The sequence below is a fragment of the Blautia sp. HA3515 genome (assembly GCF_059933065.1).
Genome location: NZ_JAYFUY010000032.1, coordinates 1 through 20,976 on the forward strand (window position 1 = coordinate 1; position 20,976 = coordinate 20,976).

Consider the following 20,976-nt stretch of genomic DNA (forward strand, 5'->3'; position numbering starts at 1 on the left):
TTATTAAATTGATCAAAACAAGGTGATGGGGAAAATTAATCGTTTAATCATCATGTTTTGATTGTCATGCAGAAGTACGACAATATGATTCTCTAAGACATCCTAAAGGAATTAAATTCTCTGAAAAAGAACTTGTATTACATAGAGATAATTGGTATGAAAAGGTAAAAACAGAGTAGTCAGCAAGAGAAAAATAATGCTATCAAAGAACCAATAAAAATTCATCATGAACAGAATTACCAGAATGCTTCATAAGGCGAATGTCGGAAAGGATATATTAGTCTGCTTAGAAGGAGCTATGGGAATGGTTCACGATGAACAGGCAGAGACATTGAAAGAAGCAAAATTATTAGGGGATTTTGTTCAGTATATATTTGATGTGATGGATATGGATCTTTTTTTAGAACCTTGCGATCAAGTTATGACAGCTTATAATTTATCTGAAAGTATAAAAGAACTGGATGATGCAGGTTTTTGGGTTTTTGTAGGAAGAGAAAACCGTAAAGTAACAGGAGGAATTCAAGGGTCAGAAATATTACCAGTATCAATAGTTCGTATTGTAAAAAAGATAGTAAAGAAATCATAAAGTATGAATTATAGTTAAAAAATTTGATTGCTGCATAAGAGAAAACAATGACGATGTCTCATATATTATTTATTTTGGATGATAACCAGGAAAGTGGATTTTTAATATACAATGGATTCTGATTATGAGATATTAGAACTGAGAGATACAGTTTCTGAAAATCAAGTAAGAATATCGCTATGGGAATTGGAAAATTCGTGAATATCTTGAAGTGAGAGATTAAGTTTTCATCGACATAACTAGATGACATAATAATAACGGAGAAGTTGAGTGAGTTGTAGAAAGCAATCCTTGTGTTTGTGCAATTAGACACGGTGCTAGCACCATGCAGATAGTGTGATAGGGAGAAGCATTCGTGATACCCGTATGATACCTGTTTGATTGAAAACTATGAATAAGTGCATGGTTTGGGGGATATTATGAATATAAAAATCCGCAAAGGGCAATCATATATTTAACGATTATGTTATATTTGCAGGGAGTTCGAGTAGCGGACTAAATTGCGAAAAATCCCATAAATAAAGGCTTTGCGGGCTGTCTGGATGTTCCAGTGGAGTGGCAAATGGAGTTAAAAAATATTTTTTTTCTTTGTTTTCTTTCCGGAGTTATCTGAGATTTTCGAAAGTAACTATGTCTAAAGTAAAATATAATTAGTGTGAATATGAAGAACAGTTTGTTTTGATGGAAATATTTTCCGTCAGGGCAGACTGTTTTTTTATACCCTTTTTCAGTTGCATTAAAAACTCCATGGTTCAGCGATAAACACATATGGAAGTGGATTAGATTATAATGATAGTAAAACAGCATGGCGGCGTCCTCCCGTGGGCCGCCATGCCTTTAACTGCTGGGAATGACAGAAGAAAGCAGCGGCCTTGATTTCTCAAAACCGCCACCAGTGAATATAAATTAAGCGTGAAAATGGGTCTGCCCAGACGGTTTTTTTCTTTTCTGCCGCTGGGCAGATGTTTTTTCTTTTAGATACATGATAAAGGGAATTTTTGAAGATTCCATAAACAATTCCAAAAATGGACGGACATAAAAGACGTCCATTACACTATCGGAAAATCAGCAAGGAAGTTTCATAGTAACCTTTGGCGCCGCCGGTTTCTTTTGAATTTTCTAAATAAGCTGACCATTATGTTGTTCCATAATCGAATTTGTAAATATAGATTCTTATACCAAGTGTAACTTTGAATTGCGGCTTTGATCGCCCATATAGAACCGTTCCTGTGCGTGGCATAATGCCTCTTTAGAAAACCCTGTTCCCTCGTCTGTGACTGAAATTTCCCACGAGTTCGTTGTTACTCTGAACATCCACATAAAGCGTTCCGCCTTGCGGGGAGTAGTCCAGCCCATTACTGATAACATTCATAATAGCACGTTCTATCAGCACCCTATCAAATTTCAGCATTTGAGGGAGTGAAACAGTATTCATTTGCAGCCGGATTTCTTTTGTCCGGCATAGTGATTCCATATAACCGAACAAGTGCTGCATGAACGCTGGCAAGTCTATACTTTCAATATGGAGCTGATAACCAACCGCCGCCCGTGATATATCAATCAGGGTTTGAATATATGACTGCATCTGGCCGGAGCTTTCCACGACGTAACCAGCGTATAATCGTTGCTCATCATCAAGATTTGTTTCTGTGAGTAAATCAGCATTTCCTTGAATAACCGTCAGAGGCGTTTTCAAATCATGGGCAAGCGCGGCGATTTGCTCTTTCCTGTGTCTGTTCGGTTTTCCATTGCCGTTCTAACGAAATTTTCAGATTATCTTTCATATCTGAAAAAGATGCAAGGACATCTTCAAACTCTTTGATTTTGGCGTGTCCTACTTCAAAATCAAGGTTTTGCTTTGAAACCTCCGCAGTTGCTTCAAAAAGCGGGGTCAGTTGTGTACGCAGGTTCTTAGCAAATCTGGCGGTCAGTATGATAATGACCAGCAGCGAATTTACAGCCATCAGGATAAACGCAAGCGTGTCAGGAGATGGAAAATATTCCGGTAGCCATGACACTGTAAATTGAGAACCAATATAATACCTTAAAACGCAAAATTCGTTTTCCCGGACAACAAGTGCAAACTGCCTCCCCGTAGCATATTCAATATATTCTCCCTTTGCGTACAGCAGGGCAATTTCTTTTTCATCATCGTCCATATTGCTGTAAAGCTCATTAAAGTTCTTGTCCAGAATTAAATAGCCGCATCCCTGTGGAATCACAACCTTTGTAATATCCGGGGCAATCGTCAGCGTTGGAATGATCTCTTTTACCTGCAATTCACTTAGATTTGCTCTTGTAGCTAATCCAGCATTTACAGCAAGTCCCTCCAAACCAAAAGGGACAATAATTGCCGCTACCAGCATGACAATGAGGGAGATAGCAAACTGGCGAAACAATATTTTCAATGTAGGTTTCTTTTTCACTCCCATTTATATCCTATCCCCCATACGGTGCTGATCGGACTTATTTTGAAATGCTCCAATTTCGCACGAATATTTTTTATATGCGTTGAGATCGTAGAGTTATCGCCTATTCCATCAAACCCGAAAACGGCTTCATAGATTTGTTCTTTTGTAAAAACCTGTCCCCGGTTTTTCGCGAGGTATTCACAGATTGAATACTCGCTTTTGGTAAGGGGAACCGGCTGTTCTGAAACATACAGTACCTTTGCGGAAAGGTCAAATCTTATATCAGGCTCAAATGAAAGTGTGCTGTGATGCTCCCTTTTTTCTCTGCGTAAATGCTGTCCGCGACACGGGCGCGAAGCTCCTGAATACGAAAAGGTTTCGTAATATAATCATCCGCACCGATGCCCAATCCAAACAATATATCTTCCTCTAATGTCTTTGCGGTCAGAAAGAGAATCGGGCAGTCTACCATATTCCTGATCTGTTTGCAAAACTCAAACCCGTCTGTGCCAGGCATCATCACATCCAAAAGAATGAGGTCATAGAAATGCAGCTTTTTGGTGTCTACATCATCCGCATTTTGACAGACTGTTATCAAATATCCCTCTTTCCCCAAACTGTTCTTAATCAATTCCAAGATAGAAACTTCATCGTCAACTACAAGTAAGTGGGTCAAAAAATCACCTCCCGCCCCATTATACCACATTGTCGAGGTTACTCATCATTATTTTTAATGTCAGCTTTCCGATACTCATTGTTGATATTTACAGCTACGGCATTGCTTATATCCACATCCACAATACTGTAAACGTAGCCGAAACTGAAATCTTCCCCCGCCACATTTTTGAAGCGTTTCGATACCTGCCCGATTTCTTCTTGCAGTTCTGACATTTCAAGACATTCATCCGTTATGGTATATGTCAGGCCGTTGTATGAAATTTCATCATAGTTTGCGGCGTTCAGCTCATAATACGGCAGAGATTCATTTAACGCCTTATTTTTATCGGCGGTATCGCGGAGCGCACCGCAGGCCGATAAGCATATAAGACTTACAAGCACAATTACCACGGCAAACAGGCACTTTTTATTCACTGTTTTTACCTCCCTCCCAACCATGAAACCAAACCAAACTGGCAATCAGCAGACAAACAGTGCAGCATACAGAAATAATCATACCGCTGAAAAAATCGGTTTTTACCTGTGCATACAGTTGGGGGCTATCCCATGCAAGCACAGTGTAATCCATAGCACGAACGCCCCAGGCCCAGGGAATATATTTCCATGTAGCGTCACCAAGCCCTGTTATCATAAGGGCAGCTATTAAACTCCCTGCAATTCCCAGCATCCGATCTGATAGACTACCTTTTCCGAAGCCTCATTCCCACAAACAAATGAATCAGGTAAATGGGAAGCATGGTAATCAACAATAGAATCCCTGCTTTCAGGTAAAGGCTTGCCGGAGCATCCCTATATAGTGCAGCGAATGTTCCTAACGCTAAAAATGTTGCGCCAAAAGCACAGATCATCAGAAAACGAAGTTTACCAATATACGTTGCCATGCGAGATGGGATTGTTCCCAACAAAAGCTGATAATGCCCGGCCTGATTTTCGATCTGAACAACCAGGCCCACAATAATGCCGATCAGAAACGGGAACGCAACGGCCAGCACTTCCAGATAGGCACTGATTTTGGTTGCCAGTTCCCATCTGGATATATGATAGTAACCCGCAAAAATCGCCGCACATATAATCGGAATCATGCTGTGCATATAGAGCAAAATGCTATGTTTACACTTCTGATATTCTGCTTTCCAGCAGCGAACCACAGATACCATAGTTACCCCACCTCCTTTTTCTCAAACCATCTTGCAGTTAAAAATGACAGCGCCGCAAACCAGGCCAGCGAAATGACCAATACAAGTATAATCATCCAAAATGCCATTGCCGTACTCTGATCTGCAACCGGCTCACCATTAGGCAAAATACCTAACACGGAAATCATAAGATGCGGCACCCAGCTATACGGGCAGATCATCCACAAAGAGGTTGTAGCCGTGAAAATCCCTAAAACGCTTCCAAGTCCGGCATTAAGAATAACCGTGACAAAGATACCAACTTTTTTTGATAACCATAAGCACAGCGGAACTTCCCATAGGCTTGCAATGACAATACAAGCTGTTCCGGCCGCAGCCTGCCAAATTCCGATTGTCAGGGGAATTTCGTTGATAACTAATATTGCAAAACCGCCCAACAGATTTAGCGCCAGGAAAATGAAATTCCCCACACAGGAGTAAATACCGGCCACTCCAATTTTTGCTTTCCAGACTTTGTTCTGCGAAACAGGCAATGAAGCAACGGCACGATATTTTCAGTTTGCCATTATCCCGCTGTTCAATCAAGGCACAGGTGAGCGTAAGGAATCCAGGATAAAGCAGGATATACCACCAATTATAAGAATTGAGCTGGAACCAAAGAGGGGCAAAAAAGTTCATAAGCGCAGTTACAAACGGGGCCAGAACGATCAGCGTTTTTGTGAAAGTTCTCTTATGCTTTAGGTTCTCTGCCTGAATATATGCCATCTCCATTTAATATCCCTCCTTACCATTTCTGCGAATAACATCCATAAAGAGTTGTTCCAAATCTTCACCGGCGCGAAGCTCTCCCTCATATCCAAGGACGCCGCCAGCAATGATACCCACATGATCTGCAATCTGCTGGACTTCTGACAGAATATGGCTGGACAAAATAACTGTAATCCCTTTGCAGGGAAAAGAGCGAATTAACTCTCGAAGTTCCTCAATCCCTAAAGGGTCAAGGCCGTTAGTCGGTTCATCCAGAATCAAAAGCTGGGGACTGTTCAGCAATGCAATAGCAATACCAAGCCGCTGCTTCATACCAAGAGAAAACTGCCCGGCCCGTTTCTTGCCGGTATTCGTGAGCTGGACAATTTGCAATACCTCGTTAATTCGTGCATCGTCCAGGCCGAGCAATGTAGTTCTGACTTTGAGATTTTCGTATGCAGTCAGATTTTCGTAAAGCGGGGGCATCTCAATCAAAGCACCGATATGCTCCAGATCATTCCGCTTCCACGGGTGGCCGTCAAACTCGATGCTTCCCGATGTGGGGCGCAAAATGCCGGTGAGCATTTTTAAGATCGTGGATTTGCCAGCCCCATTCGGCCCCAGCAGACCATAAACCGAGTTGCGCCGGATGTTCAGTGACACATTGTTTACCGCCATTTGCCCCTTGAAATTTTTGCAGAGGTCAGTCGTTTTCAAAATCATATCCATATAATCAAGTCCTTTCTTTGATTTTACGGATAGCATACCGGGCAATTTTGAAGATTTCATAAAGATTCCCGAAAACAGAATATGAACAATACACCGTAATCATTCTACGATTTCATTTTGGGGCTTGTGAGAACAAATTCACAATCCCAATTTTAAACCTATCGAATTCGATAGGTTTAAGGCGGAATCTGGAGATAATGCTTTTACGTTGACACCGCAGCAATGGATGCAAGCATTGTTGTTACGCATAGATTGGATGAAAATGTGCTTAAACAGTACGACAGAATTATAGTGCTGCATAATGGTAAGGTTGAGGAATGCGATATTTTTGAGAAGTTGTTGGAGAAAATTGTTTAAGATGTAAGCACCTGCAACGAATTTGAATAATACACAAAATTACTACATTACTACATATTAAAAAATACGATTGACACCATATGCGATACCACATATAATATAAGTGGGAGGTATAACAAATGTCAAAATGGGATAAACTGATAACACGTATATGCAATTTATCGAAAGACCTCCGGTTTGATGAGTTACGGAAGGTATTGGAAAGCTACGGATACGAAATGAATGCACCAAGAAGTGGAAGCAGTCATTACACGTTCAGAAAGCAAGGGTGTACGCCAATTACAATACCAAAGCACGAACCAATCAAGAAAGTATATGTAGAAATGGTAAGGTGGATTGTAGAAAGCGAGGCGAAGAATGATGAAGACGCTGAATGATTATATGGCAATGTCCTATCGCATGGAAATTGTGGAAGACAGAGATGAAGGCGGATTTGTGGTTTCTTATCCGGATTTGCCTGGTTGCATTACTTGTGGTGAGACAGTGGAGAGTGCGGTAGCAAATGCACTGGATGCAAAAAAAGCATGGATTGAAGCTGCATTAGAAGATGGTGTAGAGATTCATGAGCCAGACAGTCTGGAAGACTATTCTGGACAGTTTAAATTGAGAATTCCGAGAAGCCTGCACAGATCACTGGCAGAACATTCTCAGAGAGAAGGAATCAGTATGAATCAGTATTGCGTGTACCTTCTTTCTAGAAATGATGCAGTGTTCTCAAAATAAATGTGGTCAAACTTATTTACACCATTTACAATAAGCTGGCAACAAATTGGCAACAGAAAATCAGCGAGCCAAAATAATATATGCAACAGAAATAAAATAAAGGCGAAAAAGATACGAAACTTAAACAAATATATTTAAGAGCATCTTTAGACTTGCCGAGTTTGAGTAAAAGCCAGTGGGTTGTATAAGAAAGATTTTGTTGCGAGAAGCTGTATCTATTCCAATATTGTTGTAGTGGGAAAAAAGCAACGGGTACAGTATCTTGTAGAAGAATTACGAGAAACACAGATTGTTATGAAAGAGATCACCGAGCAGATACTGTCCGGTGATTTCTTCATGTCTGGGGAAAGTTACAAGGAACTTAAAGAAGATTATCTGGCGTTTATGATTACGATGGTGGATATTCTGAACGGAGCTGCGTATTTATTTGATAAGAAGCCGGATTCCGATAACAGGCATTGGAAAGAACAGCAGGAGATTCAGGAGTATTGTGAAGCAATCAGGGGAGATATTAAAGGGAAAGAGATGAAAAATCAGTTGTAGAAAATCCCGATAATAGATATAATATAAGAAAGAAGATGAGAAATGTATAATCCTTAGATCACAGAAAGGAATAGCTGAAATGTGCGGAACAATGCAGGAAATTATAGACAGGGAGCGTTATGACGCAGATATTAAGGCAAGAATGGATGTAGCACTAAATTTGTGGTCAGAAGGTGAGAATGATCTTGATAAGATTTCGAGAACTACAAAATTATCAATAGAACAAGTGAAAAGAGCGATAACGGCTGCCTAGTCTGCTCTGAACTTCAATAGAAAGGACGTGATATTATGGTAACAACAGAATCTGTAACTATTAAAGTTCCGGTAGGAATGTCAAAATATCTGGTAACTATGAATCCGGAAACAGAGCTTACCCGAAATGCACTGTTGCTGTATCCATATATACTGAATCAGACGATATCCCATGGTCGTGCGGCTGAAATTCTGGGAATCAGAAAATCAGAGTTGATTGATTTGTATGATAAGCTAGGATATTCCTATTTTGATATGACGATGGATGATCTGGATGATGAACTGAATACTTTCAGAGAACTCAAAAAGAAGGAGGCTGCGGTTTGATTGTTGTCTCTGATACAACACCGCTGATATCACTTCTTAAAATCAACCGTATAGATTTGCTGGAAAAGCTGTTTGGAGATGTTCTGATTCCGCAGGCAGTATTTGATGAGCTGACAGCCGATGAACGTTTTCAGCTTGAAGCGAATCGGATTAGACAGACGAAATTTATCATAGTGAAACCTGTCAACAATCCGGAATCTGCCAATATATTAAAAAGAGCCACAGGTCTTGATCAGGGCGAGAGTGAAGCGATTGTTCTGACAGATGAATTAAAAGCAGATCTGTTATTGATGGATGAAGCAAAGGGAAGAAACGTATCAGCACAGATGGGGCTTAGAATCATGGGGACGATAGGGATTCTTATGGCTGCTTATGAGGAACACGAACTGACTTCGGATGAAGTGAGAGAATGCGTGGATGGTTTGCGACGTGCCGGACGGCATATCGGACAGCGGCATTATCAGATGCTGTTAAGCAGACTGAAAGATTAAAAACTTCTGGTTCTATAGCAGTACCGTGGTTCTGGATTGGTTCTAAAAAGTTCTGAAACGAGATGCAGGATAGAAAAAAATTGAAAATAGTAGTAAATCTGACGTCTGTATCCAACCAATTTTACACCATGTTACAGAGAACAAGGTAGAGTTTGAATAATTTTCAAAAGCTCGCAAAGCCTAGTAAAATGGGCATTTGCGAGCTTGTTTTTTGCCTTGTGATACTATTTTGGTACTAAAGTGAGCTGTGCAGGAATAGAAAATTGATGGCTTGGAATGCTTGCATTTCACAGACAGCAGTTTTCTATTCATATAGGGCGAACGCCATCCATCGAGATGAAGCTGTAAATAACGATGAATCAGTGCATACTGCACGGTCATGAATGCCGATCTGGCAAGTAAAAAACATGCTCGTGTCCGGGCAAAAGAATCGCGGGGCACGCGAGGATAGCTTGTAGATACTTGGCTCAGTAGAGCTCTTGAGCAAGAAGCCCCGATTTCAAAATCAGGGATTTATGAGGTGGGAGCATGTCGCGGAATACTTGAAATAGGTTGTAAAAAATATATAGAAACAGAAAAGCTGTAAAAATCTACGTTGAATTTTACAGCTTGTTGTGTATAATAAAAGTAACAGAAGCAATATGAATATGGATCGCACAGTAGGTTGTGTTCATGAGCGAGAAGCGAAAGTGAATGTTCGCTTTATTAAGGAAAGGAGCTGAAAGAATATGGCTAATATTTTACCAGTATCTGATTTGAGAAATTATAATGAAGTCCTGAAAAACTGTCATAAAGGAGAACCGGTATATCTGACCAAGAATGGCAGAGGGCGTTTTGTGGTTATGGATATTGAAGATTACGAGCGTGACCGTGCAGAGAAAAAGCTTCTGCTGAAGCTACAGGAAGCCGAAGAAGCAGTGAAAGATGGCGAAGGTTGGCTGGATCTGGACGAACTGAAAGCACTTGTGGGGGAATAAGATGTTAAAATTGCGGATCAATCCGATTGTTGCCAAGGATCTTAAGAATATCCGGGATTACATTGCCGAAGATAATGAAGATTATGCAGCAAAGACTATAAAGGAAATTTACGGTAAATTTGAAAATCTCCAGATGTTTCCAGGGATGGGTGCAGATCTCTCAAAACGAGTCAGCTTTCGGACGGACTATAAATATGCGATATGGGAAGATTATGTGATTATCTACAAGGTAAGCAACGAGTATGTAGAAATCTATCGTGTCATTAATCGGTATCAGGATATTACAAGAATTTTTGATTGATAACAGAAATATGATAACAAATTGATAACACCGTTCAGTACAGACCGTGGACTTTGGACAGTGGAACACATATAAAACCAGATAGAACCAGATAGAACCATAATCCCTATACAAAAGTGTATAGTGATAAGATTTTATTTGCGAGTTTGAGTAATATAGTTATATCGTTGGGTAATAAAGGGGACGTTTTGCGTTCCCTTTTATGGTAGATGGATGGATTTTATTAAAATTGGAAAATATATTGCAAGTAAACGAAAGTCCCTGGGGATGACACAAAAGCAACTGGCAGAAAAATTAGGTATGAGTGATAAGTCGGTTTCTAAATGGGGGCGGGCGTCAGCCTTCCGGATGTATCTGTTTATAAAGAACTTTGTTCAATTCTTGGTATTAGCCTCAATGAGTTTCTGGCTGGAGAAGATATAGCCTAAAAGAATATAATTCAGAAGTCAGAAACAAATATTATTGAAGTAATCAGAGACAATATAAAACTGAGAAAAAATAAGAAATCACAGGAGCATGAGGATGATGAGAAAGAATAGCGTACTTCGAAAATACATGTCGTCGCTTCTGTTATTTTGTTATTTGAGATAATAGCAATCATATTGTGAATTGCTAAGGATAATCGGAGATGGTGCGGCTATGCCTGTTGGACAGCGATGGTGCTGGTTTGTCCTGCAAAGGCTTTACATTAGGATAAAAATATCAACAATGAATAAACATGTATTCCTATTGACATAGTAGGAATATACATTTATGCTGTAATGCAGAGGAATAAAATAAAAGAGCAAAACAAAGGAGCAAATAAACATGAATGACATTTCTAGAGAAGAGGCATTTGATTTATTAAAAAAATATAATAAAGATCCATTTCATATTCAGCATGCACTTACCGTGGAGGCTGTGATGAGATGGTACGCGCGGGAACTGGGCTATGCATCAGAAGAGGATCATTGGGGAATTATCGGTTTACTGCATGATATTGATTTTGAACTTTATCCTGCGGAGCATTGTCTGAAAGCACCGGAGCTTTTAAAAGAAGCCGGTGTATCAGAGGATATCATCCATGGGGTTGTTTCTCATGGATATGGAATTACCGTTGGGTGTGGGAAAACGCCGGATGTGGAACCGATACATGAGATGGAGAAAGTGTTGTTTGCTGTGGATGAGCTTACGGGGCTGATCTGGGCAGCTGCACTTATGAGACCGTCTAAGAGCACAAAAGATATGGAACTGAAATCTTTGAAAAAGAAATATAAGAGCAAAGGATTTGCAGCAGGATGTTCAAGAGAAGTAATCGAGCGTGGCGCAGATCAGCTGGGATGGCCTCTTGAGAAATTATTGACAATGACACTTCAGGCGATGGCTGACAGCGAAGAATGATGAAGACGCTGAATGATTATACGGCAATGTCCTATCGTATGGAAATTGAGGAAGATAAAGATGAAGGCGGATTTGTAGTTTTTTTATCCGGATTTGCCTGGTTGCATTACTTGTGGTGAAACAGTGGAGAGTGCGGTATCAAACGCATTTGATGCAAAAAAGCATGGATTGAGAGAAGCTACATTAGAAGATGGTGTAGAGATTCATGGACCAGACAGTCTGGAAGACTATTTTGGACAGTCTAAACTGAGAATTCCGAGAAGTAAGATATAAGACTTAAACAAATCTACTTAAGAATATCTTTGGACTTGCCGAGTTTGAATAATAATAATTGTCCATTTGTTCCACACAGTACACAATAATGCTAATTAGTACAGGCAGTCGATTAGAGTGCCTGTATTTTTACGTTTAAAAGAAATTTTATTTTCTGTTAAAGATAAACAAATTGTTTGTAATTCCTATATAGCAACTATAATGTCTATTTGCTCTAGGCTATAAAAATGATAGCATTTTCCATTTTTAAACTCTGGAAAAAAATCTTTTTCTTTTCGTAAAACTTTTAAAAGTTCTGATATGTTTGAAAATTCGCTTATGATTAATAGCTTTTGTGCATTCTGCTGTTTTGCTCACTTATATATAAAAAGTATATAAATAATAAATTACAAAAAAGACTTGAGTATATAGTAAGTATATACAATATAATGAAGAATAACAAAAGAAAAAAGGAGGCCAAACATGTTAGAAACAAATAATTTTTTTCATGCCACGCGTATAGTTGAGGGATACGGAGTGTTAAAAACAGTAGGCGAAGAATGTAGCCATTTAGGCTTTAAAAAAGTACTTGTAATTACAGATTCTTTTTTAGCATCATCTGAGCACTATAAAGTTCTGAAGGATAGCCTTGATAAAGAAAATATTGTGAATTATTTATTGACAAATGTAAAACCGAACCCAAGAGCTGAAGATTGTGATGAAATGGCTGCATTTGCAAAAGAAAATCACGTGGATGCATTAATAGCTCTTGGAGGGGGCTCAGCTATGGATCAGGCAAAAGCTGTTGGCGCTGTTGTAACAAATGGAAAAACTACAATAGAATGGGGAGACACAGAATTAGAGAAGAAGATTTTGCCGCTCATTTGCATTCCTACTACTTCTGGAACGGGAGCCGAAGTTACATGGTGTGCAGTTATTACAGATACAAAAAGACAGTATAAAATGACAGTAGGAGACCCTGTTCACATGATTCCTACACTGGCAATTTGTGATCCTGAAATTACATTAGGTTTACCAAAATCTTTGACAGCATCATGCGGAGTTGATGCATTAACACATTGTATAGAAGCGTATACGGTACAATTGCATCAGCCTATTACAGATGCTTTAGCACTTAAAGGTATTTCTATGATTTCTGAAAATCTGGAAAAAGCATATAACGATGGAAGTGACAGAAGTGCAAGAAGAAATATGATGATCGCAAGTACAATTGGCGGCATGTCATTTATTTCATCAAATGTTGGAGCTGTGCATGCATTTGCGGAAACGGTAGGAGCTTGGTTTGACACACCTCATGGAGTTGCCAACTCTTTGTTCTTACCTTATGTCATGGAATATAATATTCCGGCTTGTCCAGAGCGTTTTGTAGATATTGCTTGTGCGATGGGACTCAAAAGAGAAGATGGTATGACAGATGAGGAGTATGCATTAAAAACTGTAGAATATGTTAAAACACTGAATAGAAAATTAAATATACCCACAATTAGAGATATAAAAGGTATTACAGAAGAGAATTTTGAAACTATAGCTGAACGATCTGCAAATAATGTTTTGTCTGCTGACAACGCAAGAAAAATCACAAAGGAAGATTATTTGAACTTAATTATAAAAGCATATAATGATAAATAAATAAAGGGATATACAAATGAAAAAAATAAAAAAAATAGTTGATTTATCTTGGGAGTTTACAGCCGATACACCAATTTATCCGGGAGATCTCGGAACCATCTGTAACAGTTGCAACAACTTTGCAAAAAGAAGGATATAACTTATCAACATTAGTAATGGGAACGCAAACAGGAACACATGTTGATGCACCATATCATTTTTCAAACACTGGAGAAACTATTGATAATATGGAACTGGATTTCTTTTTAGGAGACGCAGTGGTTGTACGTGTTACTGAAAAGAAAGCAGATGAAGCAATTACGATGGAAGATATTGAACCATATAAAAATGACATAACAGAAGGCAAAGTTGTATTATTCAATACAAACTGGTATAAAAAACGTGGGACAGAAGAGTTTTTCCATCACCCATATGTAAATGGAGAAGTTGCGAAGTTTTTAGTAGATAAAGGAATTCGTTTTATCGGTATTGATACTATTAATGCTGACCAAACAGGTGGAACAGAATTCCCGGTGCATGATTTGTTTTCGGAAAAGAGATTAATGATAGGAGAAAACTGGGCATTTTTTGATAAAATTGATTTTGAAAATCCGTATGTTATTGCATTACCAATGAAATTAGTTGGATGTGATGGTTCTCCGGTTAGAGCTATCGCTGTTCAGTGGGAGGTAGAATATTGCGAAAAGCCCATAAATAAAGGATGCTGAACAGTAACTTTAAACAGGTATCTAAATAAAGGTTGTCAAATATTTTCCTGTCATTTATAATTAAGTGACAATCAATCGGCATTGAAAAAAACCTAAATGGATGAGGAGGAATTTCCAATGAACGTTACTGAAATCAGACGACCGGCTGATATGGAAAGAATTACGACACCGGAACTGGCACAGGCTTTTATTGAAGAGCAGGTTAAATTGATCAAAGAACAGGTGGGAGATAAGAAGGTTCTTCTTGCACTTTCTGGTGGAGTGGATTCATCTGTTGTTGCAGCACTTTTGATCAAAGCGATTGGCCAGCAACTGGTATGTGTCCATGTTAATCATGGTCTGCTTCGTAAGGGTGAGCCGGAGCAGGTGGTTGAAGTGTTCCGCAATCAGATGAATGCAAATCTTGTTTATGTGGACGCTACAGATCGGTTCCTTGATAAACTGGCAGGCGTAGAAGATCCTGAGACAAAGAGAAAGATTATTGGTGGAGAATTCATTGAAGTTTTTGCTGAGGAAGCAAGAAAGCTTGAAGGAATTGAATTCCTGGCACAGGGTACGATCTGGCCGGATATTCTTGAGTCTGAAGAAGGTATTAAGGCACATCAGTAATGCCGGCGGGCTTCCGGAAGATATGGACTTTGAACTTGTAGAGCCTGTTAGAATCCTTTTTAAAGATGAGGTTCGTGTTGTTGGTGACCAGCTTGGTCTGCCACACGGTATGGTTTATCGTCAGCCATTCCAGGACCGGGACTTGGTGTTCGTTGTCCAGGCGCTATTACTCGTGACCGTTTGGAAGCAGTACGTGAATCCGACGCAATTCTTCGTGAAGAATTTGAAAAGAATGGACTGGAAGGGAAAATCTGGCAGTATTTCACGGTTGTTCCGGAATTCAGATCTACCGGCATCAAAGACGGTAAGCGTTCTTTTGAGTGGTGCTGTATCGTTCGTGCAGTATGCACTACCGATGTTATGACAGCAACTGTTGCTGAGATTCCCCATGAATTGATGGTTCATATTACAGATCGTATTACGCATGAGGTTGCTGGTATCAATCGTGTGCTTTACGATTTCACGCCGAAGCCGACTGGAACTGTGGAATTCGAATAATAGATTAACATGAGAAAAGACCATAAATAAAAGATCAATAAATAAAAGACTAATAAATACAAGACTAATAAATAAATGACTAATAAATACAAGGCCAATAAATAAAAGACATTTGAAAGAAGATACTGAGGACAATAAAAGAGTTTTGTTTTCAGTATCTTTTTTGGATGGATGTTTTATTTCTCGGAAAACTCCCGGACAATCTGGGCGATTAGATCAAGTTGTTCTACAGACAGGGTTTTTAGCAGTTCGGTAAGTGCATCCAGTGCATGTGGGGCTTTTGTGGTATCATCGAAAAAAGCAGCAGGAGATATCTGTAAATAGTCGCATATATAGAAAAAGCATTGCATGGAAGGGAAGGCCTTTTGGTTTTCAATTCGATTGATATAACTGCCATTCTGCCCTAGGTCCAGGCTCATTTCTCTGGCAGACACTTTTTTCTGTTCTCGTAAGGATGTTAATCTTGAGGCAAAAGTCTCTTCATTTATCATAAACAAACTCCTTTTTCCACACTTTATGATATTATATGATATATTTAATATTTTGATAAGATAATAAAGACATATATTTAACGATAATAAGATAATTAATATCTTTGCAAAAAAGAGTTATCTAAGCTGTGGAAACATTTTCTCCAATAGTTGGTGAGAAATAACATGGAATCCAATAGTTGACGAGAAATAATTTGGAATCCAGGATGACAGATAGAAGTGATATTAACTGGATTGTGCTGAACAGAGAAAAAGAATCTTGCTATCCTGGATAAACAGGACAGCAAGATCTGATAACGGATGTGAGAAAGCTGCTGACTGACATATACAGACCGGGATCAGTCAGGCTATTTTACCAAGACTCTGCATTTAAGAATCTGGCTTCCAGACTGTACGGTGATCATTACATTGCCTTTTTTCAGGGCAAGGATACGGCCTCTTGTATTTACATCTGCTACTTTGGCGTTGCTGGAGGTATAAGTGATCCGTTCTGTGCTGGTCAATGGAGTCAAAAACAGGATGTAGTGTCTGCGTGCCCAGTACCTTTAACGTGATATGACTGGGAACACCTGTGATCTTAGTGGTTCTTACAGGCTGGCTCTGGACAGTTACATAAATACTCCTGGTCAGGCCGCTGGCCAGGGAAAGGGTGATCCGGGTTTTACCTGTGCAGCTTCCTGATTTTACACTACATGCGCCATCCGGTCTTTTGAATACGCGGACGACCTTGGTATTGGCGGATTTCCAGGTGCGGACATAATCACCGTTTGCAAACCCTGCAGCTTTCAGAATGTTTGTAGTCTGATTGAGTTTCAACACAAGCCTGTTAGTAGAAAGCTGAACAGTAGGTGTTAATGCCGCTCCATTGGAACGGTATTCCTCTTTCTGGCAGACAGTACAGGTTCGTACTTGCTGTTCCGGGGAAAATACAGTTGCAGCTGATACGGTTGTCCATGGACCGTAGGTATGCTGCGGGTGATTCGGGTCATAATCATAATAAACGTTTGCATAATGATAGTCTGCCGGATCCAGGTTCAAAAGCTTCCAGGCTTCTTCAGATCCCTCAAAATAAATTTCTTCAAGATAAGATCTGCTGAGAGTGTCCTCTCCGATTCCCTTTACGTTTGCACTGATTCCTAGTCGTTTCAGATTGGTACAGCCATAAAAAATATCATCTCCAAAAGACCGGGCGAAACCTGGGATTCTAAGGCTGGTCAGGCCGGTACAATAGGCAAAAGCGTAATCACCGATGGCAGTAGTGCATTCTTGTAATGTGAGGGATGTAAGGCTGCTGCATTTGTAAAATGCATACTCCTCAATGTGCGTTACACAATCCGTTAATGTTATGTCTGTAAGACTGCTGCATCCATAGAAGCAGTAACTACCGATGTGATTTACAACCTGTGGCAAGATGACGCTGGTTAGGCTGGTACAATTGTAAAAAAGATTATCAGGCAGATTCTGCATTTTTTCAGGGATCCGGATACTGGTAAGACTGGTACATCCGCTGAAAGCATTATATTTAATGTCATTCATATTTTCTGGAAGATCGATCTGAGCCAGGCTGGTGCAGTTTTCAAAAGCACTCTGCCAGATCATAGAAAGACTGGAGGGCAGGGTAATCTTCTGTAAGCTTGTGCAATTGGCAAATGCCATCCAGGGAATATGAAGAGTTCCTTCCGGAATGATAATCTCTTTCAGGGAAGCACAGCCGTAAAATGCCAGATTTCGAATGGTTGTGGTATTTTTGCCTAATGAAATATCTGAAAGTTTGGAGCAGCCTGAAAAAGCGCTTTCCCCAATATCTGTTACTGTGTCAGCCAGATGGATGCTTGTCACATTGCTGCAATCTATAAATGCTTCGCTGCCGATGGAGGTAATACCATTATTCACCACAATGCTGGTGATTCGGTTCTTATGATCGTTCCAACATCCTTTGATGCCATCCGATATGCTGCCGGAGCCTTTCAATATAAGCCTGCCATCTGTATAAAGTGTCCATGTTATGTTGGTATTATAGATCACTCCGCTATCCAGGACTTCAACAGAAGCAGTATTAGTGGTTGTAAGAAATTCCTCTCCATTGGTAACAAAGCCCTCTTCATGGAAAAAGAGTTCCGGGCTGTTATCAAATGAAGCTTCTGCGGCCTGGCTTTTAACCTGGGAAGAAGCAAACACCATTACAGAAGCTAAGATCCCCATAAGTATTTTTTTATGTATCATAAATATTTATCCCCCTGATTTGCCATCTGTCATCCATCATAGCATTCTTTATGTTTAAAAACAATATGCTGTGTGGGCAGTGACAGACGGGAAAACAGGGGGATATTATTACGTATTTAGTTTATAGTAGCTGCAGACTTTCATATATGGTGATGTGGCCGGCTGGAGCTATGGCTGTTTAGTTAAAATCTGCAGGATCCGGATATTTCTCCTTAGAATAGCTGAAACCGTTGTTATACTTAACAGTCAGATACATGGTATCATTTCCGTCTTTGATTTTTACATAACAGATTTTGTCTTTATCAAATTTGCTGGTGATGTCAAGAACCTGATTTTTGTAATATACAGTAACCTTGCCATCAGTAGAATACTCTATGTCAGGAGCATTCAGTTCCTCCATGATCTCATCCTGAGTCAGCGGCCTTTGATTGCCGTCCTGATCTACGGAAATGCCGCCGCCGTTCATCTGTTGGGTTGTACCGTCTGCATTCTGGTATTCGATCTGATAGCTGCTGGAGGAGCCGTCATTGGAGATCTCCATGGTGGCACTGGTCTGATCGCCGTGGATCCACAGCTGGATCGTTCTCTGGATACCGCCTACATTTGCCGCATAAGCGGTACCGGTTCCACCAAGGATCACACATCCGGCGATCACGGCTGCTGCTGTTTTCATTTTTGTTCTTTTCTGAAATCTGGACATAGATTCAACCTCCTGTGATAAATTGTCGGAGGCATGTAATACTGAAAATGCCTGTTTGTATTTTTCTTTATTCGTCATTTTCCCATTCCTCCTTTAAGGATTGTCTGAGCTGTGCACGGCCCCGGGACAGGCGTGTTTTTATGTTGCTTTCGGACTGCTTTAAGATCTGGGCTATTTCCTTTACCGAGTAATCTTCATAGTAAAACAGATGGATCACAATACGGTATTTTTCCGGAAGCTTCAGAACTTCTTCAAACAGATTCCTGGACTGAGTATCCGGAAAGGGCAGTGTTTCCATGTAATCCTCCAGAGAACAACGGTTCCGTCTCCAGAAAGTGCGGGTGATATTTCTTGATTTGTTGATCACCACACGGATAAGCCATGCCCGGATGTGCTGCTCATCTTCAAATTCTTTATTGTTTGTATAATACTGAACAAATGTATCCTGGATCACATCTTCTGCGTCCATCTGATTCTGGCAGATATTAAATGCCACTGCGTACAGATTGTCCTGATAGCATTGGATCAGCTGTTGAACTGGCTGTCTCATGAATACTCCTTTAATACTGTATTAAGGGCTACTGCCAAGACATTTACAGTAGCTGTTAAGGTACCTTCAACTATAACACAATTGAAAACCTGAAAAGGTTACAAAAAGAGGAAAAAGATTATAAAAACATATAAAAGAAAGAGGGAATGTGATATGATAAAAGCACTGTTATAGAATTAAAAGATGTAGAATTGGGGGAAAAGAAATGGAAAGACATGCATTTGCCATGCAGATAAAAGAAGGCAGGATGAATGATTACAGGAAGAAGCTGGGGCAGGTCTGGACAGAACTGACAGCGTTTTTGGATGCTGTTCAGATTCGAAATTTCAGTATCTGGAATGCAGAGGATCTGATCTTTGGATATTATGAAAAAGACCAGAATAAGGAATTGGATCAGCAGTCACAGATGACAAAGGAAAAACTGATCAGTCAGCTGGAGGATACATTTATCTGGTTGTCTGTGCCTGGGGAAGATATGCGGCTTATGTTCTATAATTATGGTGTTGTAAGAGAGAATAAAGAAATGATCCGTCACAGGGTCTTTATGACAAAGCTGAAGGATGGCTGCGCAGAGGAATATAAGGCACGCCATGATGCTTTGATCCGGCAGCGTGGGGATCAGGTAGATCCTGGGGCCGGACAGTAATTTTACCATTTGGAGCGCAGGTGGATATATTTTCGGATACAATGAGATCGATACTTCCATGGAGACAGAGGAAACACCGGAAGCACGGAAGGCAACCATTGCCTGGGAGAAGCGTCAGCTTGGAATCATGGACTGGATCACTAATGATGTAGACTGGATCACAGGAAGTGTACATGCCAGCGTAAAACGTCTGGGATGGCATAACTGAACAGACAGGCGTAACGTCTGGGATGGCATGACTGAACAGACAGGCGTAACGTCTGGGATGGCATAACTGATAGATCGGCTTGGCAGCAGCTGATACCAAGAGAACGGCACCGGGAGGGAAAGCAGATGATTATCAGAAAAGCAGAAATAAAAGACTTGGAACAGATCATGGGGATATATGAATTAGCCCGCAGTTTTATGAAAAAGCAGGGGAACGCATCTCAGTGGGGACAGACTTACCCACCGGAAGAATTGATCCGGAAAGATATAGAACTGGGGAATTTTTATGTATGCGTGAAGCAGGAACAGATTGCCGGAGTGTTTGCTTTTATCCTGGGGGAGGATCTTACATATCAGGAAATCCGGCAGGGAGCCTGGCATAGCGATCAACCTTACGGAGCAGTCCATCGTGTAGCTTCTGATGGAAGCACCCGCGGACTGACAAAGGCCTGCTTTGATTTTTGCACAAAGATAATAGATTATATAAGGATCGATACTCACGAAAATAATAAGCCCATGCAGGGAGCCTTACAGAAATATGGATTTCGTGAATGTGGGATCATCCACACAGATGATGGCACACCAAGAATTGCGTTTGATTATCTGAAAAACTGAACAGGTGGCTGATCTGCTTTATGTTCTCCAATGATTTTTTCCATCCAGATCATGTCATACCAGCGGCCGAATTTGTAACCGCAGTTATGGAACAGCCCCACAGTCTGAAATCCAAGATGGGCATGGAACTGCTGGCTGTTTTTGTTAAGATATTCATCTTCTGTCTGGGGATAGCCAATGCATGCGTACA

Annotated in this window: 27 protein-coding genes and 5 pseudogenes; 18 read left to right on the top strand and 14 right to left on the bottom strand. The window is 40.2% G+C overall.

Going from position 1 to position 20,976, the window contains the following annotated elements:
* Positions 1-304: 304 nt before the first annotated feature.
* The gene (locus tag R1Y93_RS01990) at positions 305-586 is read left to right on the top strand and encodes a hypothetical protein (protein WP_500821441.1); all 282 of its coding nucleotides are present in this window, start codon (positions 305-307) and stop codon (positions 584-586) included.
* Positions 587-1,835: 1,249 nt separating this feature from the next.
* On the opposite strand, the gene R1Y93_RS01995 is transcribed toward R1Y93_RS01990, so the two are convergent.
* The 8 genes and pseudogenes from R1Y93_RS01995 to R1Y93_RS02030 all read right to left on the bottom strand — a co-directional run bounded on the left by R1Y93_RS01995 (position 1,836) and on the right by R1Y93_RS02030 (position 6,287).
* The gene (locus R1Y93_RS01995) at positions 1,836-2,282 is read right to left on the bottom strand and encodes a sensor histidine kinase (protein ID WP_500821442.1); all 447 of its coding nucleotides are present in this window, start codon (positions 2,280-2,282) and stop codon (positions 1,836-1,838) included.
* A 1-nt stretch (position 2,283) separates the two neighbouring features.
* Entirely contained in the window at positions 2,284-3,012 is a 729-nt protein-coding gene (locus R1Y93_RS02000) for a HAMP domain-containing protein (RefSeq protein WP_500821444.1), read from the bottom strand.
* Positions 3,009-3,673 (bottom strand): annotated as a pseudogene (locus tag R1Y93_RS02005) (response regulator transcription factor). The gene R1Y93_RS02000 and the pseudogene R1Y93_RS02005 overlap by 4 nt, the downstream one beginning before the upstream one ends.
* 38 nt (positions 3,674-3,711) lie before the next feature.
* On the bottom strand, positions 3,712-4,089 hold the full coding sequence (locus R1Y93_RS02010) for a NisI/SpaI family lantibiotic immunity lipoprotein (RefSeq protein ID WP_025580194.1): 378 nt from the start codon (positions 4,087-4,089) through the stop codon (positions 3,712-3,714).
* Entirely contained in the window at positions 4,082-4,342 is a 261-nt protein-coding gene (locus R1Y93_RS02015) for a hypothetical protein (protein ID WP_500821445.1), read from the bottom strand. The genes R1Y93_RS02010 and R1Y93_RS02015 overlap by 8 nt, the downstream gene beginning before the upstream one ends.
* A 13-nt stretch (positions 4,343-4,355) precedes the next feature.
* Positions 4,356-4,832 (bottom strand): lantibiotic immunity ABC transporter MutG family permease subunit, encoded by a 477-nt coding sequence (locus R1Y93_RS02020; RefSeq protein WP_500821446.1) that lies wholly within the window; start codon positions 4,830-4,832, stop codon positions 4,356-4,358.
* A 2-nt stretch (positions 4,833-4,834) separates the two neighbouring features.
* Positions 4,835-5,302, bottom strand: coding sequence for a lantibiotic immunity ABC transporter MutE/EpiE family permease subunit (locus R1Y93_RS02025; RefSeq protein ID WP_243870899.1), 468 nt, complete (start codon positions 5,300-5,302; stop codon positions 4,835-4,837).
* Positions 5,303-5,582: 280 nt separating this feature from the next.
* Positions 5,583-6,287 carry a lantibiotic protection ABC transporter ATP-binding protein gene (locus R1Y93_RS02030; protein ID WP_025580190.1) on the bottom strand — a complete coding sequence of 235 codons (705 nt, stop codon included), beginning with the start codon at positions 6,285-6,287 and terminating at the stop codon, positions 5,583-5,585.
* Positions 6,288-6,763: 476 nt separating this feature from the next.
* Between R1Y93_RS02030 and R1Y93_RS02035 the strand changes: the two genes are divergently transcribed.
* From R1Y93_RS02035 to guaA, 14 genes and pseudogenes are all read left to right on the top strand, one after another.
* Positions 6,764-7,021: a toxin HicA gene (locus R1Y93_RS02035; RefSeq protein WP_500821447.1), complete on the top strand. Its 258-nt coding sequence runs from the start codon at positions 6,764-6,766 to the stop codon at positions 7,019-7,021.
* Positions 7,005-7,367 (top strand): type II toxin-antitoxin system HicB family antitoxin, encoded by a 363-nt coding sequence (locus tag R1Y93_RS02040; protein ID WP_500821463.1) that lies wholly within the window; start codon positions 7,005-7,007, stop codon positions 7,365-7,367. The genes R1Y93_RS02035 and R1Y93_RS02040 overlap by 17 nt, the downstream gene beginning before the upstream one ends.
* Positions 7,368-7,547: 180 nt before the next feature.
* Positions 7,548-7,910 (top strand): plasmid mobilization protein, encoded by a 363-nt coding sequence (locus R1Y93_RS02045; protein WP_500821448.1) that lies wholly within the window; start codon positions 7,548-7,550, stop codon positions 7,908-7,910.
* A 79-nt stretch (positions 7,911-7,989) separates the two neighbouring features.
* A complete protein-coding gene (locus tag R1Y93_RS02050) occupies positions 7,990-8,163 on the top strand; it encodes a hypothetical protein (RefSeq protein WP_500821449.1) in 174 nt (57 codons plus the stop codon).
* 35 nt (positions 8,164-8,198) lie between these two features.
* Positions 8,199-8,489 (top strand): UPF0175 family protein, encoded by a 291-nt coding sequence (locus tag R1Y93_RS02055; RefSeq protein WP_012742196.1) that lies wholly within the window; start codon positions 8,199-8,201, stop codon positions 8,487-8,489.
* Positions 8,486-8,980, top strand: coding sequence for a PIN domain-containing protein (locus R1Y93_RS02060; protein WP_500821450.1), 495 nt, complete (start codon positions 8,486-8,488; stop codon positions 8,978-8,980). Before R1Y93_RS02055 ends, R1Y93_RS02060 begins: the two co-directional genes overlap by 4 nt.
* 728 nt (positions 8,981-9,708) lie before the next feature.
* On the top strand, positions 9,709-9,957 hold the full coding sequence (locus tag R1Y93_RS02065) for a type II toxin-antitoxin system prevent-host-death family antitoxin (protein WP_021905858.1): 249 nt from the start codon (positions 9,709-9,711) through the stop codon (positions 9,955-9,957).
* 1 nt (position 9,958) lies between these two features.
* Complete coding sequence (locus R1Y93_RS02070; protein WP_500821451.1) at positions 9,959-10,258, top strand: type II toxin-antitoxin system RelE/ParE family toxin; 300 nt, start codon at positions 9,959-9,961, stop codon at positions 10,256-10,258.
* Between the two features lie 213 nt (positions 10,259-10,471).
* A pseudogene (locus tag R1Y93_RS02075) lies at positions 10,472-10,755 on the top strand (helix-turn-helix domain-containing protein); the annotation flags it as partial.
* A gap of 310 nt (positions 10,756-11,065) precedes the next feature.
* On the top strand, positions 11,066-11,638 hold the full coding sequence (locus tag R1Y93_RS02080) for a hydrolase (protein WP_500821452.1): 573 nt from the start codon (positions 11,066-11,068) through the stop codon (positions 11,636-11,638).
* A pseudogene (locus R1Y93_RS02085) lies at positions 11,638-11,902 on the top strand (type II toxin-antitoxin system HicB family antitoxin); the annotation flags it as partial. The gene R1Y93_RS02080 and the pseudogene R1Y93_RS02085, both read left to right, overlap by 1 nt.
* A gap of 471 nt (positions 11,903-12,373) precedes the next feature.
* Entirely contained in the window at positions 12,374-13,540 is a 1,167-nt protein-coding gene (locus tag R1Y93_RS02090) for an iron-containing alcohol dehydrogenase (RefSeq protein WP_500821453.1), read from the top strand.
* Between the two features lie 119 nt (positions 13,541-13,659).
* Positions 13,660-14,247, top strand: a complete 588-nt coding sequence (locus R1Y93_RS02095) for a cyclase family protein (protein ID WP_500821454.1) — start codon at positions 13,660-13,662, stop codon at positions 14,245-14,247.
* 186 nt (positions 14,248-14,433) lie between these two features.
* Positions 14,434-15,354: pseudogene (gene guaA / locus R1Y93_RS02100) on the top strand (glutamine-hydrolyzing GMP synthase); the annotation flags it as partial.
* Positions 15,355-15,530: 176 nt separating this feature from the next.
* Here guaA and R1Y93_RS02105 read toward each other — a convergent pair.
* The 5 genes and pseudogenes from R1Y93_RS02105 to R1Y93_RS02125 form a co-directional block, all read right to left on the bottom strand.
* The gene (locus R1Y93_RS02105; RefSeq protein WP_500821455.1) at positions 15,531-15,845 is read right to left on the bottom strand and encodes a helix-turn-helix domain-containing protein; all 315 of its coding nucleotides are present in this window, start codon (positions 15,843-15,845) and stop codon (positions 15,531-15,533) included.
* A gap of 347 nt (positions 15,846-16,192) precedes the next feature.
* Positions 16,193-16,357: an Ig-like domain-containing protein gene (locus R1Y93_RS02110; protein ID WP_500821456.1), complete on the bottom strand. Its 165-nt coding sequence runs from the start codon at positions 16,355-16,357 to the stop codon at positions 16,193-16,195.
* 556 nt (positions 16,358-16,913) lie between these two features.
* Positions 16,914-18,068 (bottom strand): annotated as a pseudogene (locus R1Y93_RS02115) (leucine-rich repeat domain-containing protein); the annotation flags it as partial.
* Positions 18,069-18,246: 178 nt separating this feature from the next.
* Positions 18,247-18,768: a hypothetical protein gene (locus R1Y93_RS02120; protein ID WP_500821457.1), complete on the bottom strand. Its 522-nt coding sequence runs from the start codon at positions 18,766-18,768 to the stop codon at positions 18,247-18,249.
* Between the two features lie 67 nt (positions 18,769-18,835).
* Entirely contained in the window at positions 18,836-19,318 is a 483-nt protein-coding gene (locus R1Y93_RS02125; protein WP_500821458.1) for an RNA polymerase sigma factor, read from the bottom strand.
* Positions 19,319-19,523: 205 nt separating this feature from the next.
* On the opposite strand from R1Y93_RS02125, the gene R1Y93_RS02130 reads away from it, so the two are divergent.
* The 3 genes from R1Y93_RS02130 to R1Y93_RS02140 all read left to right on the top strand — a co-directional run bounded on the left by R1Y93_RS02130 (position 19,524) and on the right by R1Y93_RS02140 (position 20,786).
* Positions 19,524-19,964, top strand: a complete 441-nt coding sequence (locus tag R1Y93_RS02130; RefSeq protein WP_500821459.1) for an L-rhamnose mutarotase — start codon at positions 19,524-19,526, stop codon at positions 19,962-19,964.
* Between the two features lie 58 nt (positions 19,965-20,022).
* Positions 20,023-20,172, top strand: a complete 150-nt coding sequence (locus R1Y93_RS02135; protein WP_500821460.1) for a hypothetical protein — start codon at positions 20,023-20,025, stop codon at positions 20,170-20,172.
* A gap of 125 nt (positions 20,173-20,297) precedes the next feature.
* Complete coding sequence (locus tag R1Y93_RS02140; RefSeq protein WP_500821461.1) at positions 20,298-20,786, top strand: GNAT family protein; 489 nt, start codon at positions 20,298-20,300, stop codon at positions 20,784-20,786.
* On the opposite strand, the gene R1Y93_RS02145 is transcribed toward R1Y93_RS02140, so the two are convergent.
* The coding region (locus R1Y93_RS02145; RefSeq protein ID WP_500821462.1) for a GNAT family N-acetyltransferase at positions 20,771-20,976 on the bottom strand (206 nt) is incomplete at its 5' end. The genes R1Y93_RS02140 and R1Y93_RS02145 overlap by 16 nt on opposite strands.

Coding starts and splice junctions, on each gene's coding strand:
- R1Y93_RS01990 (WP_500821441.1), top strand. CDS start 305: ATGGTTCACGATGAACAGGCAGAGACATTGAAAGAAGCAAAATTATTA.
- R1Y93_RS02015 (WP_500821445.1), bottom strand. CDS start 4,342: ATGCTGGGAATTGCAGGGAGTTTAATAGCTGCCCTTATGATAACAGGG.
- R1Y93_RS02020 (WP_500821446.1), bottom strand. CDS start 4,832: ATGGTATCTGTGGTTCGCTGCTGGAAAGCAGAATATCAGAAGTGTAAA.
- R1Y93_RS02030 (WP_025580190.1), bottom strand. CDS start 6,287: ATGGATATGATTTTGAAAACGACTGACCTCTGCAAAAATTTCAAGGGG.
- R1Y93_RS02035 (WP_500821447.1), top strand. CDS start 6,764: ATGTCAAAATGGGATAAACTGATAACACGTATATGCAATTTATCGAAA.
- R1Y93_RS02040 (WP_500821463.1), top strand. CDS start 7,005: ATGAAGACGCTGAATGATTATATGGCAATGTCCTATCGCATGGAAATT.
- R1Y93_RS02050 (WP_500821449.1), top strand. CDS start 7,990: ATGTGCGGAACAATGCAGGAAATTATAGACAGGGAGCGTTATGACGCA.
- R1Y93_RS02055 (WP_012742196.1), top strand. CDS start 8,199: ATGGTAACAACAGAATCTGTAACTATTAAAGTTCCGGTAGGAATGTCA.
- R1Y93_RS02065 (WP_021905858.1), top strand. CDS start 9,709: ATGGCTAATATTTTACCAGTATCTGATTTGAGAAATTATAATGAAGTC.
- R1Y93_RS02070 (WP_500821451.1), top strand. CDS start 9,959: ATGTTAAAATTGCGGATCAATCCGATTGTTGCCAAGGATCTTAAGAAT.
- R1Y93_RS02080 (WP_500821452.1), top strand. CDS start 11,066: ATGAATGACATTTCTAGAGAAGAGGCATTTGATTTATTAAAAAAATAT.
- R1Y93_RS02090 (WP_500821453.1), top strand. CDS start 12,374: ATGTTAGAAACAAATAATTTTTTTCATGCCACGCGTATAGTTGAGGGA.
- R1Y93_RS02105 (WP_500821455.1), bottom strand. CDS start 15,845: ATGATAAATGAAGAGACTTTTGCCTCAAGATTAACATCCTTACGAGAA.
- R1Y93_RS02120 (WP_500821457.1), bottom strand. CDS start 18,768: ATGTCCAGATTTCAGAAAAGAACAAAAATGAAAACAGCAGCAGCCGTG.
- R1Y93_RS02125 (WP_500821458.1), bottom strand. CDS start 19,318: ATGAGACAGCCAGTTCAACAGCTGATCCAATGCTATCAGGACAATCTG.
- R1Y93_RS02130 (WP_500821459.1), top strand. CDS start 19,524: ATGGAAAGACATGCATTTGCCATGCAGATAAAAGAAGGCAGGATGAAT.
- R1Y93_RS02135 (WP_500821460.1), top strand. CDS start 20,023: ATGGAGACAGAGGAAACACCGGAAGCACGGAAGGCAACCATTGCCTGG.
- R1Y93_RS02140 (WP_500821461.1), top strand. CDS start 20,298: ATGATTATCAGAAAAGCAGAAATAAAAGACTTGGAACAGATCATGGGG.